At 69.5% G+C, this 15,962-nt stretch carries 14 protein-coding genes and 1 tRNA gene; 8 read left to right on the top strand and 7 right to left on the bottom strand.

Annotation, left to right across the window (positions count from 1 at the left end; genetic code table 11):
* Positions 1-152: 152 nt before the first annotated feature.
* Positions 153-356 (top strand): helix-turn-helix domain-containing protein, encoded by a 204-nt coding sequence (locus LJB74_RS20320; protein ID WP_259310211.1) that lies wholly within the window; start codon positions 153-155, stop codon positions 354-356.
* Between the two features lie 185 nt (positions 357-541).
* Here LJB74_RS20320 and LJB74_RS20315 read toward each other — a convergent pair.
* Positions 542-615: transfer RNA gene (locus LJB74_RS20315), tRNA-Leu, on the bottom strand.
* Between the two features lie 148 nt (positions 616-763).
* On the opposite strand from LJB74_RS20315, the gene LJB74_RS20310 reads away from it, so the two are divergent.
* Complete coding sequence (locus LJB74_RS20310; protein ID WP_396125244.1) at positions 764-1,453, top strand: ANTAR domain-containing response regulator; 690 nt, start codon at positions 764-766, stop codon at positions 1,451-1,453.
* Between the two features lie 181 nt (positions 1,454-1,634).
* A complete protein-coding gene (locus LJB74_RS20305; RefSeq protein WP_259310210.1) occupies positions 1,635-2,900 on the top strand; it encodes an ABC transporter substrate-binding protein in 1,266 nt (421 codons plus the stop codon).
* 487 nt (positions 2,901-3,387) lie between these two features.
* Here LJB74_RS20305 and LJB74_RS20300 read toward each other — a convergent pair whose 3' ends face one another.
* From LJB74_RS20300 to LJB74_RS20285, 4 genes are read right to left on the bottom strand one after another with little or no spacing between them, the layout of a single operon-like run.
* Positions 3,388-4,200 (bottom strand): ABC transporter ATP-binding protein, encoded by an 813-nt coding sequence (locus tag LJB74_RS20300; RefSeq protein WP_396125208.1) that lies wholly within the window; start codon positions 4,198-4,200, stop codon positions 3,388-3,390.
* Complete coding sequence (locus LJB74_RS20295; protein ID WP_259310209.1) at positions 4,197-5,117, bottom strand: ABC transporter ATP-binding protein; 921 nt, start codon at positions 5,115-5,117, stop codon at positions 4,197-4,199. The genes LJB74_RS20300 and LJB74_RS20295 overlap by 4 nt, the downstream gene beginning before the upstream one ends.
* A complete protein-coding gene (locus LJB74_RS20290; RefSeq protein ID WP_259310208.1) occupies positions 5,107-6,093 on the bottom strand; it encodes a branched-chain amino acid ABC transporter permease in 987 nt (328 codons plus the stop codon). The genes LJB74_RS20295 and LJB74_RS20290 overlap by 11 nt, the downstream gene beginning before the upstream one ends.
* 9 nt (positions 6,094-6,102) lie before the next feature.
* Positions 6,103-7,491: a branched-chain amino acid ABC transporter permease gene (locus LJB74_RS20285; RefSeq protein WP_259310207.1), complete on the bottom strand. Its 1,389-nt coding sequence runs from the start codon at positions 7,489-7,491 to the stop codon at positions 6,103-6,105.
* A gap of 351 nt (positions 7,492-7,842) precedes the next feature.
* On the opposite strand from LJB74_RS20285, the gene LJB74_RS20280 reads away from it, so the two are divergent.
* Positions 7,843-8,559, top strand: coding sequence for a GNAT family N-acetyltransferase (locus LJB74_RS20280; RefSeq protein ID WP_259310206.1), 717 nt, complete (start codon positions 7,843-7,845; stop codon positions 8,557-8,559).
* On the opposite strand, the gene LJB74_RS20275 is transcribed toward LJB74_RS20280, so the two are convergent.
* The gene (locus tag LJB74_RS20275) at positions 8,472-8,888 is read right to left on the bottom strand and encodes a PaaI family thioesterase (RefSeq protein WP_259310205.1); all 417 of its coding nucleotides are present in this window, start codon (positions 8,886-8,888) and stop codon (positions 8,472-8,474) included. The genes LJB74_RS20280 and LJB74_RS20275 overlap by 88 nt on opposite strands.
* 72 nt (positions 8,889-8,960) lie before the next feature.
* Here LJB74_RS20275 and polA point away from each other — a divergent pair, with 72 nt between their 5' ends.
* A complete protein-coding gene (polA, locus tag LJB74_RS20270; RefSeq protein ID WP_396125243.1) occupies positions 8,961-11,600 on the top strand; it encodes a DNA polymerase I in 2,640 nt (879 codons plus the stop codon).
* A 40-nt stretch (positions 11,601-11,640) separates the two neighbouring features.
* Here polA and LJB74_RS20265 read toward each other — a convergent pair whose 3' ends face one another.
* Positions 11,641-12,486 carry a class I SAM-dependent methyltransferase gene (locus LJB74_RS20265; protein ID WP_259310203.1) on the bottom strand — a complete coding sequence of 282 codons (846 nt, stop codon included), beginning with the start codon at positions 12,484-12,486 and terminating at the stop codon, positions 11,641-11,643.
* A gap of 261 nt (positions 12,487-12,747) precedes the next feature.
* On the opposite strand from LJB74_RS20265, the gene rpsA reads away from it, so the two are divergent.
* The 3 genes from rpsA to coaE all read left to right on the top strand — a co-directional run bounded on the left by rpsA (position 12,748) and on the right by coaE (position 15,925).
* The gene (gene rpsA / locus LJB74_RS20260; protein ID WP_259310202.1) at positions 12,748-14,220 is read left to right on the top strand and encodes a 30S ribosomal protein S1; all 1,473 of its coding nucleotides are present in this window, start codon (positions 12,748-12,750) and stop codon (positions 14,218-14,220) included.
* 109 nt (positions 14,221-14,329) lie between these two features.
* On the top strand, positions 14,330-15,199 hold the full coding sequence (locus LJB74_RS20255; protein ID WP_259310201.1) for a siderophore-interacting protein: 870 nt from the start codon (positions 14,330-14,332) through the stop codon (positions 15,197-15,199).
* A gap of 96 nt (positions 15,200-15,295) precedes the next feature.
* On the top strand, positions 15,296-15,925 hold the full coding sequence (coaE, locus tag LJB74_RS20250; RefSeq protein WP_259310200.1) for a dephospho-CoA kinase: 630 nt from the start codon (positions 15,296-15,298) through the stop codon (positions 15,923-15,925).
* The last annotated feature ends 37 nt before the right edge of the window (positions 15,926-15,962 follow it).

Here is a 15,962-nt window from a genome sequence, read left to right as displayed (position 1 = left end):
TCCGGCACGCTACCGCCATGAAAGGGCGAGGTTAGTGACCGCCGGTGGAGCTTCCGATGCCTGCGGGGGTGAACCGCGATGCTCCCAGATGACCAGGGAGCTGGCGGGCGCCGCCGAGGCGCACGGACTTGACCGGAGGTGAACGGATGTTGATGCAGCCCACGCCCGACCCGTCGCGTGACTTCCTCTCCGTCGGTGAGGTTGCTGACGAGCTGCACGTGACGGACCGTTTCGTCCGGCGATTGATCGCGGACGGGGAGTTGCCCGCCGTCCGCGTTGGCCACCGCATCGTGCGGGTGAGGCGCAGTGACCTTGAGCATGTCCTGCACCCGGTCACCGGTGTCGCGTTCCGCTGAGCCGTTGGGTGATCACAACCGAGACGGAGCGGACGGGGGGGGGCCTCGCCAACCGCCCCGGACGCCCCCGACGCACCAGTGCGTGAGGCCTCGAGGGACACGGTTCAGCGCAGTTCAGCGGGGATGCGCACCGTGCCTTATTCCACGCATATTCCACGCCGCTGCGTTTTCGCAGGTCACCAGGGTGCCCCGAGTGGGATTCGAACCCACACTGGATCGGGTTTGAGCCGAACGCCTCTGCCGGTTGGGCTATCGGGGCCTGGTGCGCCTCCGTACTCTAGTCGCTGCCGACCCTGTGACGCGTGTCTCGTTCGGGGTGTGCAACCCAGCGGCTTCCCGCGGCGCCATCGTCCCTGGTCAGCGCCGATCGACGCGGCGACTCCCGTCCGTGGGAACTCGGCACTAGGCTGTGCGCCGTGACAGACAGCGATGTGACTCCCGCCGCCGGCTCCCAGCCGGAGCTCCTTGACCTCCCCACCACCGTGGCCGTCCAGCAGGACGCGCCGGCCGGGCGACCGGCACGGCGTGCCGTCGTGGCCGAGGACGAGGCCCTCATCCGCATGGACGTGGTCGAGACGCTGCGCGATGCGGGCTTCGATGTCGTCGGTGAGGCGGGTGACGGCGAGCAGGCCGTCGCGCTGACCACCGAGCTCAAGCCGGACGTCGTCGTCATGGACGTCAAGATGCCCCTGCTCGACGGCATCTCGGCCGCGGAGCGGATCGGCAAGGCGCATCTCGCGCCGGTCGTCCTGCTGACGGCGTTCTCGCAGCGCGAGCTCGTCGAGCGGGCGCGCGACGCCGGCGCGATGGCCTACGTGGTCAAGCCGTTCAGCCCGGCGGACCTCCTGCCGGCCGTGGAGATCGCGATCTCGCGGTACGCGCAGATCTCGGCGCTCGAGTCCGAGGTCGCCGACCTCGCCGAGCGCTTCGAGACGCGCAAGCGGGTGGACCGTGCCAAGGGCCTGCTGATGACGAAGATGGGGCTCAGCGAGCCCGAGTCGTTCCGTTGGATCCAGAAGACGTCGATGGATCGTCGTCTCACGATGCGCGAGGTGGCGGACGCCGTCATCGAGCAGGTCGGTGGCGGCTCCGCCTGACCGACCATCGGGACAGGTCGTCTCACGTTGCGACATTGTCACGGATTGACAACGACCTGAGCCTGACTCTTGCCTGTCACACAGATGACATAAATCGTCGGTACGTTGCATGCATTCCACCCCTGTGGGGCGTCTCACTGCCCATGGGGTCGTCGTACTCATACATAAGGAGTACCCACGCATGATTCGTACCACTCACGCGGCGCGCGGCGCTGCACTCGTCGGTGCCCTCGCCCTGGCACTGAGCGCCTGCTCGAGCAGCAGCTCGACCACCTCACCCTCCAGCGGGGGCAGTGCCGCAGCCGGTAGCGGCGACGCTCTCGTCATCGGCACGCTCCTTCCGCAGACCGGCTCGCTCGCGTTCCTCGGCCCGCCCGAGATCGCCGGCGTCAACTTGGCGATCAAGGACATCAACGACGCCGGCGGGGTCATGGGGAAGCCGGTCGTCGTCGAGCACGCCGACTCGTCCGACGCCGACCACGCCGAGGTCGCGACGCAGTCGATCGCCGACCTGATCTCGAAGAAGGCGCAGGTCATCATCGGTGCGGCCTCATCAGCCGTGACGCTGAACGTGGTGGATGACGTCGCCGCGGCCAAGATCGTCGAGATCTCGGGCGCCAACACGTCGACGAAGCTCAGCGGGTACTCGCCGTTCTACTTCCGGACGGCGCCGCCGGACACCGTCCAGGGTTCGGCCCTCGGCAACCTGATCGTCAACGACGGCATCAAGAAGCTCGGGATCCTCGTCTTCAACGACGACTACGGCACGTCGCTGCGCGACGTCGTCGAGAAGACGGTCGAGGCCGCCGGCGTGACGGTCACGTACGGCAAGAAGGGCCAGGAGTTCGACCCGGCCGCGAGCGACTTCAAGAACGACGTGACCGCGGTGCTGGACACCAAGCCGGACGCCATCGCGATCATCGCGTTCGACCAGACGAAGCAGATCATCCCTGACCTCGTCGCCAAGGGCTTCGACGCGTCGAAGCTGTACCTCGTCGACGGGAACACCTCGAACTACTCGAAGGACTTCCCGGCCGGCACCCTCAAGGGCGCCCAGGGCACCATCCCGGGTGCGTTCCCGACCACCGAGTTCCAGGCTCGCCTCAAGAGCATGGACTCGACCCTCACGGACTACTCCTACGCCCCGGAGAACTACGACGCGGTGACCCTCGCGGCCCTCGCAGCGGTCAAGGGCAAGGGCACCGACGGCGTCACGATCCAGGCCAACATGGCCGCGGTCTCCGGTGCCGACGGCGGGACCGAGTGCAAGTCGTTCAAGGACTGCGTCGCGCTCCTCGATGCAGGCAAGGACATCAAGTACGTGGGTCAGGCAGGCGTCGGCCCGTTCAACGCCAAGAACGACCCGTCGTCCGCCTACATCGGTGTGTACCAGTTCCAGGAGGACAACTCGTACAAGTTCGTCAAGTCGGTCTTCGGCCAGAGCTGATCACCTTGCGGACCTGAGGTCCTGACACACCTGCACGACAACGCCGAGGCCCGGTGGGGGAGAGCCCCACCGGGCCTCGGCGCGCGTGGGGACGGCAGGGTGGATCCCGGACCTGGGCTGCCGCCGGGTGAGGCACGCATCCTCACGCCCCTCAGAGACCACCTGTGGGAGAACGGCCATCGGTTGCGAAGCGTGGTGAGTGGCGCCAGTCCCACGTCCCTGGCGCTGCACCTGGCTGTCGGGTTCGCCATCAGCGCCACCGGCCGGGAGCCGGCCGGTGTCGGGTTCGACTGCGGGACCGGCTACCTGCTCGTTGCCGAACCACCACACTCCCCGACCCCGATGCGCTCACCGGCTACGTGACCGGCCCCCACGGCGGTCGGCGTCCTCCGTGCGCGACGAGGCGCTCTGCGACGTCGCCCACGCACGACAGAGCCCATGCCCGCGGTTGCGGCAGGCATGGGCTCTGGAGGGGGCTGGCGTGGTCTCAGGCGGCGCCGCTGGCGTTCTCCACGTCGGTCGCCAGCGTCCCCAGGTAGAGCTCGATCACCTTGGGGTCGTTCATGAGCTCACGGCCGGGGCCCGAGTACGCGTTGCGCCCCTGGTCCAGCACGTACCCCCGGTCGCAGATCTGAAGGGCACGACGGGCGTTCTGCTCGACGATGATGATCGAGACGCCGGCCTTGTTGATCTTCCGCGTCCGGATGAACGTCTCGTCCTGGCGCACCGGCGAGAGGCCGGCGGAGGGCTCGTCGAGGAGGAGCACGGACGGGTCCATCATGAGGGCCCGGGCCATCGCGACCATCTGACGCTCACCGCCGGAGAGCGATCCCGCCCGCTGCTTGCGCCGCTGCCCGAGGACCGGGAACAGGTCGACGATGAACTCGAACCGTGACTCGAATGTGCGGGGCGCCTGGTACACGCCCATCTGCAGGTTCTCCTCGATCGTGAGCGAGGGGAACACGTTGTTGTTCTGCGGGACGAATCCGACGCCGCGTCGAACGAGCGAGTCGGCACGGTGGTTGGTGATGTCCTCGCCCTTGAGCGTGACGGCGCCGGATCGCACCGTGACGAGGCCGAACAGCGCCTTGAGGAGCGTCGACTTGCCGGCGCCGTTCGGCCCGATGATGCCGACGAGCTCGCCGGGGTGCACCACGAGGTTGCACCCGTTGAGGATGTCGACGCCGGGGAGGTAGCCGGCGATGAGGTTGTCGGCGACGAGCAACGGCTCACCTGTCGGCGCGCCCCGGTGCGTGTCCGTCGTCGAGCTGTCGGGGGCGCTCTGAGGGGTCGCGGTCACGGTGCGTCCTTCCCTGTGGTCGCGGTGGTCGGCTCGTCCTCGAGGAGCGAGTCGTCACCGAGGTCGGTGTCGTGGTGGGCACCCAGGTAGGCGTCGATCACGGCGGGGTCCTTCATCACGGAGTCGGGCGGGCCCTCGGCCACGATCTGTCCCTCGGCCATGACGACCACCCAGTCGCTGATGTGCCGCACCATGTGCATGTCGTGCTCGACGAACAGCACGGTGGTGCCGTCGTCGCGCAGCGCCTGGATGTGCCCGAGCAGCGACTGGGTCAGGGCCGGGTTCACGCCGGCCATCGGCTCGTCGAGCATGATCATGGTCGGCTTGCTCATGAGGGCCCGCGCCATCTCGAGGAGCTTGCGCTGACCGCCGGAAAGACTCCCGGCGAAGTCGTCGCGCTTCTCCAGGAGCTTGAAGCGAGCCAGGAGCTCCTCGGCCTGCTCGGTGATCTCCTTCTCCCGGGGCTGCCACAGCGGCGGCACGAGGGCGGCGAACAGGTTCTCACCGGGTTGGTGCGTGGCGCCCAGGCGCATGTTCTCGATCACGGTCATCCGGTTGAGCGCCTTCGTCAGCTGGAAGGTGCGCACCATCCCGGACCGGGCGACCCGTGCGGCGGAGACACCGGCGAGCGACTTGCCCTCGAAGGTCCAGCGTCCGGAGCTCGGGCGATCGAACCCGGTGATGAGGTTGAACAGCGTGGTCTTGCCGGCCCCGTTCGGGCCGATCAGCGCCGTGATCGCGTTCCGCTGCACCTCGAGGTGGGCGACGTCGACGGCGGCGATGCCACCGAAGTGCCGTGTGACGGAGTCGGCGACCAGGATCGGGTCGGGCTTCGTGGCGCCGGGCACACGCTCGACGAACTGGAGGTCCCGCGCAGCCGTGCTCTTGAAGTCGGTGGGCGTGGTGTCAGCGGACATTGATCGCCAGCTCCTTCTTGTCCCCCAGGACCCCTTGTGGTCGGAAGATCACCAGCAGCATCAGCGTGACGCCGACGATGACCCAGCCGAGCTGCTCGATCTGGCCGGACGAGATGAACGTGTCGGGGATCCCGTCACGCATGACCGACTTGATGAGCATCAGTCCGGCCCAGAAGATGATCGACCCGAGGACGGGCCCGAACACGGTCGCGGCACCGCCCAGCAAGAGGATCGTCCAGACGAAGAACGTCATCGGGCGGCCCATCGAGTCGGGCTGGACCGCTCGAGGCATCACGTAGATGATCCCCGCGATCGCACCGATCACGCCACCGAGGACGAGCGACTGCATCTTGTACGCGAAGACGTTCTTGCCCAGCGAGCGCACGGCCTCCTCGTCCTCGCGGATGCCCTTGAGGACCCGGCCCCACGGGCTCCGGATCAGCAGGTAGACGAACAGGCACGCGAGCAGGACCAGGGCCCAGCCGACGAGCCGGATCCACCAGCTGTTCGAGAAGTTGTTCGAGTAGCTGAACGGGCCGATCGTCGTCGTCCCGGCAGGGAACGGCGAGAGGTTCTGGAACGTCGTCTTGTAGCTGTCGCCGCGGAGCCCGGAGGACGCCCCGGTGATCGAGGTCAGCGCCGTCGAACGCCCGATGAGCCGGACGATCTCCGCAGCGGCGATCGTGACGATCGCGAGGTAGTCGCCCCTCAGCTTGAGGGTGGGGATGCCGAGCAGCAGGGCGAAGAGCGCGGACGCGGCGATCGCGACGAGGACGGCGGCCCAGAGCGGCCACCCCGCGATCGTCGCGATCGCGAAGCCGTACGCCCCGAGCAGCATGAAGCCGGCCTGGCCCATGTTGAGCAGTCCTGTGAGGCCGAAGTGGATGTTGAGTCCGACGGCAGCCAACGCGTAGGCCGCGGTGGTCGGGGCGATCATCTCGCCCAGGACGTTGGTGAGGATCCGTGTCCAGTCCATGGGTCTCCCTTAGCCGATCCGCTCGGCACGGCCGAGGATTCCCTGGGGCCTGAAGAGGAGCACCAGGATGAGGATGAGAAGTGCGCCGGCGTAGCGCATGTCGTTGGGGATCACGAGGCTCGACATCTCGACGACGAGCCCGATCACGAGTGACCCGGCCAGGGCGCCGAAGGCCGCCCCGAGACCGCCGAGCGTCACGGCCGAGAACATGAGGAGAAGCATCGCGCCACCCATGTTCCAGTTCGTCGCGTTGAGGTACAGCCCCATGAGGACACCGCCGAGCCCGGCGAGCCCGGCCCCGAGCGTCCAGACGATGCGGATGATGCTCTCCACGCTGATGCCCGACGCCGCCGCGAGGGCCGGGCTGTCGGACACGGCGCGGGTCGCCCGGCCGATCCGGGTGGCGAGCAGGAAGTACGAGACGGCCCCGAGGGCGACGATCGCGATGACGACCGAGATCAGGGTCGTCCTGGTGAACGTGACGGGTCCGACGGTGATGACCTCCGGCGTCGTCGTGACGATGCGGAGCTTGTCACCACCGAAGAAGAACTGGAACCCGTACTGCAGCGCCATCGACAACCCGATGGTGACGATCATCTGCTGCGTCGGGCCGATGCGGCGCTTGCGGAGCGGGTGCCAGATCCATGCGTCCTGGGCCCAGCCGCTCGCCGCCGCGAGGATCACGGCGATGATCGCCGAGAGCACCAGTGGGAGCCCGACGAGCTGGCAGAAGACGTAGGCGAGGATCCCTCCGAGGGTGACCTGCTCGCCGTGTGCGAAGTTGCTGAGCCCCGTGGTCCCGTAGATCAGCGACAGGCCGATCGACGCGAGCGCGAGCAGCAGGCCGAAGATGAGCCCGCTCGTCGCCTGCTGCACGACGCGGTTCCAGCTCACGCCACCGGAGGACGTGGCGTTGCCCTCCGAGTCGGTGGACGGGCTCGCCGTGCCCGTCGGTGCCGCGGTCGCAGACGCCCCGCCGGCCGTGAGGCTGAACAGCAGCGAGGTCGTGGACCCGACGCGTGCCTGCGTCTTGAGCGGATTCTTGTCCGGCGTGGCCTTCTGCCCTGCGGGCAACGTGCTCACGTCGAGCTGGACCGTGTACTCCCCGTCTGCCGGGACCGGTGCGGACCAGCTGCCGTTGTCGCCCGAGGTGACGCTCGTCGTCTTGCCCGAGGGGTCGGTGACCTTGAGGACCACCCCGACGAGGGGCTGCCCTTCCGGGGACCGCAGGAACCCCTCGAGGCAGCCCTGGGTCGCGTCGGCGACGCAGGGTTCGGACGTGGCTGCGGACGCGGGGCCCGCCCAGATGGTCGGGAGGGCGATCACGGTCAGGGCGACGGCGAGCAGCCGTCTCACCCATCGATGGGGGGTCTGGTCCTTCACCTGTGCGAGACGCACGCGGGACCTCCGTTCGGGTGGCTCGTCGTCGGGGACGGGACTGCACGGACAGCAGAGCAGAGCCGTCGTTCCGGCGGCACTGCCCTACGAGGTGGAATGGACAATAGGGGCTCGGGCGTGAAACGGACAGTAGAGGGGCAATGTGTCGGGTGCGTTTCGGCGCGTTGCAGGTCGGTAGCGCGCGGCCCGTCGGCGTCTCACCCGGTCGGGCGATCTCCTGGACCGCACCATTCCGCTACTGTCCGAACTGTCCGATTTGCGATTACCCGTTCATTGATCGACCGGACCCGCCTGCAAGGCGTATCGTCCGTCAGGACAACAGATCATGTCTCGCTGAGGAGGCTCGTGCACGTGCGTCCTGGAGTGCAGGCATGGCAGGCAGGTGCAGAGGATCTTCCCGCCCTGGTGTCGTTGTGCCTGGCGGCGCGGGCGGAGTCGGGGGCCGGTTCGCAGCTGTGCTCGGACGACGCGACGCGACTCCACACCCAGCTCGCCGCGCTCATCGCCAGCCCTGGTGGCCAGATCCTCGTCGGAGCGCTCGACGGTCATGTCTCCGGGCTTCTCCTCGGGCGTGTCGTGGGTCCGACGCCGTTCACCGACCAGGTCGCGCTGCACGTCGAAGCGGTGTACGTGGACAAGGAGCACCGCCGGCGCGGGGTCGGGCACGCGCTCATCGCCAGTGCCCTCGCCGTCGCCGAGCAGCACGGCGCGACGGACGTGTACTCGGCACCGTTGCCTGGTGCGCGGGGGATGCAGCGCTTCCTCGCCCGGCTCGGTTTCGCCCCTGCAGCAGCACATCGGGTGGTGACGACACAGGCTCTCCAGCGTCGCCTCGCGAGCGAAGGGGCACGCACGACCGTGGAGCGCCGGGCGAACGCCCGTGGTCTGGAGGACCTCATCGCGCGGCGCCGTCAGGTGCGTTCGGCGATGCTGGCCACCGAGAGCAGCGCGGCCGTCCCGCCAGAGCCGGCCGTCCGCGATCAGTCGGTGCGGTCGTCGATCAGCATGCACGTGAGGCGAGCCGTGCAGAGCCGCCTCGACTCGGGGTCGAGCACGACGATCTCGTAGGTCGCGGTGCTGCGACCGAGGTGGATCGCCGTGGCGGTCCCGGTCACGATTCCTGCGCGCGCCGACCGGTGGTGCGTCGCACTGAGCTCGATCCCCACGGCATGCCGCCCTGGGCCGGCATGCGCGGCTGCGGCGTAGGACCCCAGTGTCTCGGCAAGTGCGGCTGTGGCACCGCCGTGCAGGAGACCGTACGGCTGGGTGTTGCCCTCCACGGGCATCGTGCCGACTGCCCGCTGCGCACTCACCTCGACGAGGTGGATGCCGAGCCGGTCGACGAGTCGGACGGGAACGGAGGTCGTGTCGGGGCTGGTCGGGCTCGCGTCAGTCATGGCAGATAGGTTGACACCGTGAGCGACGACGAGCGAACCCGGCCCCGCCTGCTGCTGATCGACGGCCACTCGATGGCCTTCAGGGCGTTCTTCGCCCTGCCCGTCGAGAACTTCGCGACGACCACGGGCGAACCGACGAACGCCGTCTACGGCTTCACGTCGATGTTGACGAAGCTCATCGCCGAGGAGAAGCCGACGCACGTCGCGGTCGCGTTCGACGCGGGTCACGCCACGTTCCGCACCGAGGAGTACGCGGAGTACAAGGGCACGCGCGACGAGACGCCCCCGGCCTTCCGAGGGCAGGTCCCCCTGATCCAGGAGGTGCTCGGCAGCCTGCGGATCCCGCACCTCGAGAAGGACAACTTCGAGGCGGACGACATCCTGGCCACCCTCGCGACCCAGGGACGCGACGCAGGCATGGACGTCCTGATCTGCTCGGGAGACCGCGACTGCTTCCAGCTCGTCCGTGAGACCGTGACCGTCCTGTACCCGGTGCGAGGGGTGTCGGAGCTCGCACGCATGACCCCGGAGGCCGTGCAGGCGAAGTACGGCGTCGCGCCGGAGCAGTACCCCGAGCTCGCAGCACTGGTGGGGGAGACGAGCGACAACCTGCCCGGCGTCCCCGGTGTCGGCCCGAAGACCGCGGCGAAGTGGATCGCGGCGCACGGGGACCTGGACACGATCCTCGCCGAGGCAGATCGGATCACCGGCAAGGCGGGCGAGTCTCTGCGTGCGCACCTCGACCAGGTACGGCTGAACCGTCGGCTCAACGCGCTCCTGACCGACGTCGAGCTGCCCGTCAGGCCCGAGGACCTCGCGGTGCAGCCGTGGGACCGCGAGGCGATGCACCGGGTGTTCGACGCGTTGCAGTTCCGGACGCTGCGCGACCGGCTCTTCGCGATGCTCCCGTCGGACCAGGCACCCGAGGCGGCGGGACCCGAGCTCACCCACGACGTCCTCGCCCGCGGGGAGCTGGGGCCGTGGTTGGCGCATCGGGCCGGCAGGCGTCTGGGGCTCGACGTCCGCGGGATCTCCGCGCCGGCGGGCGGGGACGCCTGGGGCGTCGCGGTCTCCGACGACGCCGGGCACGCCGTGACCGTGGACCTCACGACCGTCGCGCCCGTGGACGAGGCGGCACTGGCCGACTGGCTCGCAGCCGACACGGCGCACAAGGTGGTCCACGGCACGAAGGCCGCGTGGCACGCGCTGTCCGGACGGGGGATGGTGCTCGACGGTGTGGTGATCGACACCGAGCTCGCGGCCTACCTGTGCCACCCCGACCAGCGCACCTACGACCTCGCCGACCTCTCGGTCCGGTACCTGCACCGGGAGCTGCGGGCGGACGACGCCGTGTCGGCGACGGGCTCGCAGGGGGCGCTGGATCTCGAGCTCGACGGCGCCGATGTCGACCAGAAGGCAGAGGCCCGGGCGAACACGGTCGTCGAGCTCGCCGAGGTCCTCGGCGCGGATCTCGTCGACCGTGGCGGTCGCCTGCTGATGGACGAGCTCGAGCTCCCGCTCGTGTACGTGCTCGCGCGGATGGAGAAGCGTGGCATCGCTGCCGACGTCGACTACCTGCGTGAGCTCGAGTCGCACTTCGACGGCCAGGTCACGGCCGCCGCCTCGCAGGCGTACGCGGTGATCGACCGCGAGGTGAACCTGGGCTCACCGAAGCAGCTGCAGGAGGTGCTCTTCGACCAGCTCGGCATGCCGAGGACCAAGAAGATCAAGACGGGATACACCACCGACGCCGCAGCGCTCACCGAGCTCTACGCGCGCACCGAGCACCCGTTCCTCCAGCATCTCCTCGAGCACCGGGACGCGATCCGCCTGCGCCAGACGGTGGACGGCCTGCTTCGCTCGGTCGCCGACGACGGGCGGATCCACACGACGTTCCAGCAGACGATCGCGGCCACCGGTCGGCTGTCCTCGACCGATCCCAACCTTCAGAACATCCCGATCCGCACCGAGGCCGGGCGTCGGATCCGTCGCGCCTTTGTCGTCGGCGACGGCTACGAGACCCTGCTGACGGCCGACTACAGCCAGATCGAGATGCGCATCATGGCGCACCTCTCCGGGGACGAGGGGCTGATCTCGGCGTTCCGGTCGGGCGAGGACCTCCACAGCTATGTCGCGTCACGGGTCTTCGGCGTGCCGACCGGCGACGTCACGCCGGCGATGCGCTCGAAGATCAAGGCGATGTCCTACGGTCTGGCGTACGGGCTGTCGTCGTTCGGTCTCTCGAAGCAGCTCGGGATCGACGTCGGCGAGGCCTCCGCGCTCATGGCGGACTACTTCTCCCGGTTCGGTGGAGTGCGCGAGTACCTGACCGGTGTCGTCGAGGAGGCGCGCGCGACGGGGTACACCGCGACGATCCTCGGGCGCCGCCGGTACCTGCCGGACCTCACGAGCGACAACCGTCAACGTCGCGAGATGGCGGAGCGGATGGCGCTCAACGCCCCCATCCAGGGAAGTGCCGCCGACCTCATCAAGGTCGCGATGCTCGGGGTCGAACGCGAGCTGGCCGCTCGCGGGCTCGCCTCGCGCCTGCTGCTCCAGGTGCACGACGAGCTCGTGCTCGAGGTCGGCCCGGGCGAGCGGGACGAGGTCGAGGAGATCGTCCGCACCCAGATGGGCTCGGCCGCGGAGCTGTCGGTCCCGCTCGACGTGTCGGTCGGGGTCGGGAGCACCTGGCACGACGCGGGCCACTGACCCCTCGCAGTCGGGCAGGTGCGGGTCGATCCGGGTGCGGCTACGGCGCCCCGACGAGATGCGTCACGAAGATCGCCGTCCCAGGGAGGAGCGCTCCGCGCACGGGGCCCCAGCCTCCCCAGACCTGGTCGTGACCGTCCGGCCACGCCGGCTCGACGACCCGGTCGATCATGAACCCGGCGGAGGCGACCTCGGCGACGTGGTCGCCCAGCGTCCGGTGGTACTCCGCGTAGAGGACCCGGCCGGCGTCGTCGAGCTCGACGTACGGGCGCCGGTCGAAGTACGAGCGGTTCGCCGTCAGCCCGCCGGTCCCGGGGTCGTCGGGGAACGCCCACCGGATCGGGTGGGTCACGGAGAAGACCCAGCGACCACCGGGACGGAGAACCCGCGCGACCTCACGGTGGACCCGGTCGGCGTCGGGGAGGAACGGGAGCGCACCGAACGCGGTGAACGCGACGTCGAAGCTGGCGTCCGCGAACGGAAGGTGCCGGGCGTCCGCCTGCACGGCAGGGGTCGCACGCCCCGTGCGCCGGTCGATCGCGGCTGCGCTGGCCAGCATGCCGGCGGAGACGTCCGTGGCGACGATCTCCCCGGCGCCGCCCGGCGACTGGTGACGCAACCATCGCGAGCACTGGGCGGCGCCCGCACCGACCTCGAGGACCCGACGGCGCGCGACGTCGCCGGTGGCACCGAGGAGCTGCGCATCGACCTCCCGCAGGCCCTCGGGGCACCAGCAGAAGTCGACGTCGCCGAGGAAGTCGCCGTGCTCGGCCAGGTAGTCTGCGGCGTTCGCGTCCCACCAGGATCGGCCGGCTCTGCCGCCGGTCGCGTCGGGCACGTCCAGGTAGCCGGCACGTGCAAGTCGTCCACGGTCGTCGTCGGTCACCGGGACAGTCTGGCAAACCGGCAGGGGAGTGCTGCGGAGGACGGCCCGGTCCCGACCGGGGACCCGCTTTGACCCGCCTGCTGCGCCGCCGATAGGATAGTCGGCGGTGTCGCACGTCTCACGGCTGCCCTCTTCCTGGTCCACGGATCCGGCCGAGATCGGTGCGTGGGAGGGCGTCGCCCTCGCTGGCGGTCCGTGCCGTTCTCGAGATCCGCAACCCTCACCGTCCTAGTCCCTGTCCGCATCGGAGCCCAAGACTCAATGACCATCTCCACCCCCGCGAAGCCCGCCACGCCGCAGGTCGCGATCAACGACATCGGTACCGCGGAGGACTTCCTCGCCGCGATCGACGCCACCATCAAGTACTTCAACGATGGCGACATCGTCGAGGGAACCATCGTCAAGGTGGACCGCGACGAGGTCCTTCTCGACATCGGCTACAAGACCGAAGGCGTCATCCCTTCCCGCGAGCTGTCCATCAAGCACGACGTGGACCCCGGAGAGGTCGTCACGGTCGGTGACGTGGTCGAGGCCCTCGTCCTCCAGAAGGAGGACAAGGAAGGGCGCCTCATCCTGTCCAAGAAGCGTGCGCAGTACGAGCGCGCCTGGGGCACGATCGAGAAGATCAAGGAAGAGGACGGTGTCGTCACCGGCACGGTCATCGAGGTCGTCAAGGGCGGCCTGATCCTCGACATCGGTCTGCGCGGCTTCCTGCCGGCGTCGCTCGTCGAGATGCGTCGCGTCCGCGACCTCCAGCCGTACGTCGGCAAGGAGATCGAGGCCAAGATCATCGAGCTCGACAAGAACCGCAACAACGTCGTCCTGTCGCGCCGTGCGTGGCTCGAGCAGACGCAGTCCGAGGTGCGGTCGACCTTCCTGCAGACCCTGCAGAAGGGCCAGGTCCGGCCCGGTGTCGTGTCCTCGATCGTCAACTTCGGTGCCTTCGTGGACCTGGGCGGCGTGGACGGGCTCGTGCACGTGTCCGAGCTCTCCTGGAAGCACATCGACCACCCGAGCGAGGTCGTCGAGGTGGGCCAGGAGGTCACCGTCGAGGTCCTCGACGTCGACTTCGACCGCGAGCGTGTCTCGCTGTCGCTCAAGGCGACGCAGGAAGACCCGTGGCAGGCCTTCGCCCGGACGCACGCCATCGGGCAGGTCGTCCCCGGCAAGGTCACCAAGCTCGTCCCGTTCGGTGCGTTCGTGCGCGTCGAGGACGGCATCGAGGGCCTGGTGCACATCTCCGAGCTCGCCGTTCGCCACGTCGAGATCCCGGAGCAGGTCGTGCAGGTGGGCGACGACGTCTTCGTCAAGGTCATCGACATCGACCTCGAGCGCCGGCGGATCTCGCTGTCGCTGAAGCAGGCAAACGAGGGTGTCGACCTCACGAGCGAGGACTTCGACCCGGCGCTGTACGGCATGGCCGCCGAGTACGACGAGCAGGGCAACTACAAGTACCCCGAGGGCTTCGACCCGGCCACGAACGAGTGGCTCGAGGGCTTCGAGGCGCAGCGCGAGGTGTGGGAGGCGCAGTACGCGCAGGCCCACGAGCGCTGGGAGGCGCACCGCAAGCAGGTCGCCGAGGCCAGCAAGGCCGACGCGGACGCTGCCAACGGCGTCGAGACCGGCGCTGTGGCGTCGACCTACTCGTCGGCTCCGCCGGTCGAGGAGGCCACCGGGACGCTCGCCTCGGACGAGGCGCTCGCCGCACTGCGGGAGAAGCTCACCGGCAACTGAGGCGTTCAGCAGAGCGCACGAGCACGACGGACGGGCCGGTCACCTTCGGGTGACCGGCCCGTCCGTCGTGTTCACCTTCCCGTCAGACGGCGGCCCTAGGATCGCCCGCATGTCTCTGAACGACGCCCCGAGCCCGACGACACCTCGACGAGCCGGCCGGGCCAAGGTCCCGCACGTCCCCGCGGTGCGCTCCTGCCAGGTCAGCAGGGTGACACCGCTCACCCCGACGATCGTGCGCCTCACGCTCGCCGGCGAGGACCTCGACGGCTTCGTCAGCCTCGGCCCGACCGACCACCTCAAGCTGAGCATCCCCGCCACGCTCGTACTCGACGCCGCGGAGGCGGGCGGGGCAACCACCTCCCTGCGGCCGGACGACGTGGTCGTGCGCGACTACACGCCGAGGGCCTATCGGCAGGCAGGCGGCACGGGCGCGCCCGAGCTCGACCTCGACATCGCGCTCCACGGGACGGACGGACCCATCTCCGCATGGGCGAGCCGGGCCAAGGTGGGCGATCCGGTGACGGTTGCCGGACCGCGCAGCTCGAAGCTCGTGCCGCCCGACGCGACGTCGTTCCTCCTTGGCTGCGACGAGTCGGGTCTCCCTGCGGTGGCGCGCTGGTTGGAGCTCGTGGACCCGGCGGTGCCGGTGACGGTGCTCGCCGCGGTGGCCGACTCCACCGTGCAGGACTACCCCCTGGCTCGACGCCAGAGCGTCGTCGTCCACTGGCTGACCCAGGACGCAGCGCCGCCCGCGGAATCGTCGACACGGCTCGAGACCGCAGTGCGCGAGCACGGCCCGTTGCCGGACGGGTGCTTCGCGTGGTTCGGCGGCGAGGCAGGAAGCCTCGTGGGCGTCCGGCGCTACCTCAGACGTGAGCTCGGGCTCGGCGCCGACCGGGTGGAGGTCTCCGGGTACTGGCGTCTCGGGGCGGCAGGCTACGACCACCATGCGCCGCTGGACGCCTCCGACCCGGAGTGACCCAGGCATGACGGCGAGGTCGAGCGCGGGACGCCTCCGGGTGGTGCTCGGGGTCCTCCAGGTGTCGGGCGCCCTGTGGTCGGGCAGGATGGGGGGATGCAGCGCATCGGTCTGACCGGCGGGATCGCCTCGGGGAAGTCGACGGCTTCGGCACGGTTCGTCGAGCTCGGTGCCGTGGTGATCGATCACGACGACCTTGCTCGCGCGGCGGTCGCGCCGGGCACTATCGGTCTCGACGAGATCGAGGAGGCGTTCGGGCCGGATGTCCTCGCCCCGGACGGTTCGCTGGACCGACCGGCGCTGGCGTCGATCGTGTTCGCGGACCGTGACGCGTTGGCGCGGCTGAACCGGATCGTCCACCCGGAGATCAGTCGGATGGCGGCGGAGCGTGAGGCCGCCGCTGCGGCGGCCGATCCGGGCGCCGTGATCGTCCACGACATCCCGCTGCTGGTCGAGACGGGGCAGGCCGACACGTTCCACCTGGTCGTGGTGGTCCACACGCCTGCGGAGCAGCGCATCGAGCGGCTGATGCGGCTCCGCGGCGCCACGGAGGAGGATGCGCGTCGGCGCGTGGGCGCGCAGGCAGCGGACGACGACCGACTCGCAGCCGCTGACGTCGTGCTCGACGGGTCCGGCTCGGCAGATGCCCTGCGTGCGCAGGTCGACGCCCTCTGGTCACGGCTCGCGGACGAGCGTCGGGCCGAGGAGGCCGCCGAGCTGGGCTGATGGTGCTGGGCGGAGCCCGGAGCGCCACCTCGGGCCG

Origin of the sequence: Cellulomonas sp. P24 (genome assembly GCF_024704385.1) — a bacterium.
Lineage (GTDB): Bacteria > Actinomycetota > Actinomycetes > Actinomycetales > Cellulomonadaceae > JAJDFX01.
Note: the sequence above shows the minus strand (reverse complement) of the source record. Positions and strands in the feature narration are given on the sequence as shown.

Bases quoted from the DNA above. Each gene is read 5' to 3' on its own strand.
- LJB74_RS20320 (WP_259310211.1), top strand. From the start codon at position 153: ATGCAGCCCACGCCCGACCCGTCGCGTGACTTCCTCTCCGTCGGTGAG.
- LJB74_RS20305 (WP_259310210.1), top strand. From the start codon at position 1,635: ATGATTCGTACCACTCACGCGGCGCGCGGCGCTGCACTCGTCGGTGCC.
- LJB74_RS20295 (WP_259310209.1), bottom strand. From the start codon at position 5,117: ATGTCCGCTGACACCACGCCCACCGACTTCAAGAGCACGGCTGCGCGG.
- LJB74_RS20290 (WP_259310208.1), bottom strand. From the start codon at position 6,093: ATGGACTGGACACGGATCCTCACCAACGTCCTGGGCGAGATGATCGCC.
- LJB74_RS20275 (WP_259310205.1), bottom strand. From the start codon at position 8,888: ATGACTGACGCGAGCCCGACCAGCCCCGACACGACCTCCGTTCCCGTC.
- polA (WP_396125243.1), top strand. From the start codon at position 8,961: ATGGCCTTCAGGGCGTTCTTCGCCCTGCCCGTCGAGAACTTCGCGACG.
- rpsA (WP_259310202.1), top strand. From the start codon at position 12,748: ATGACCATCTCCACCCCCGCGAAGCCCGCCACGCCGCAGGTCGCGATC.
- LJB74_RS20255 (WP_259310201.1), top strand. From the start codon at position 14,330: ATGTCTCTGAACGACGCCCCGAGCCCGACGACACCTCGACGAGCCGGC.
- coaE (WP_259310200.1), top strand. From the start codon at position 15,296: ATGCAGCGCATCGGTCTGACCGGCGGGATCGCCTCGGGGAAGTCGACG.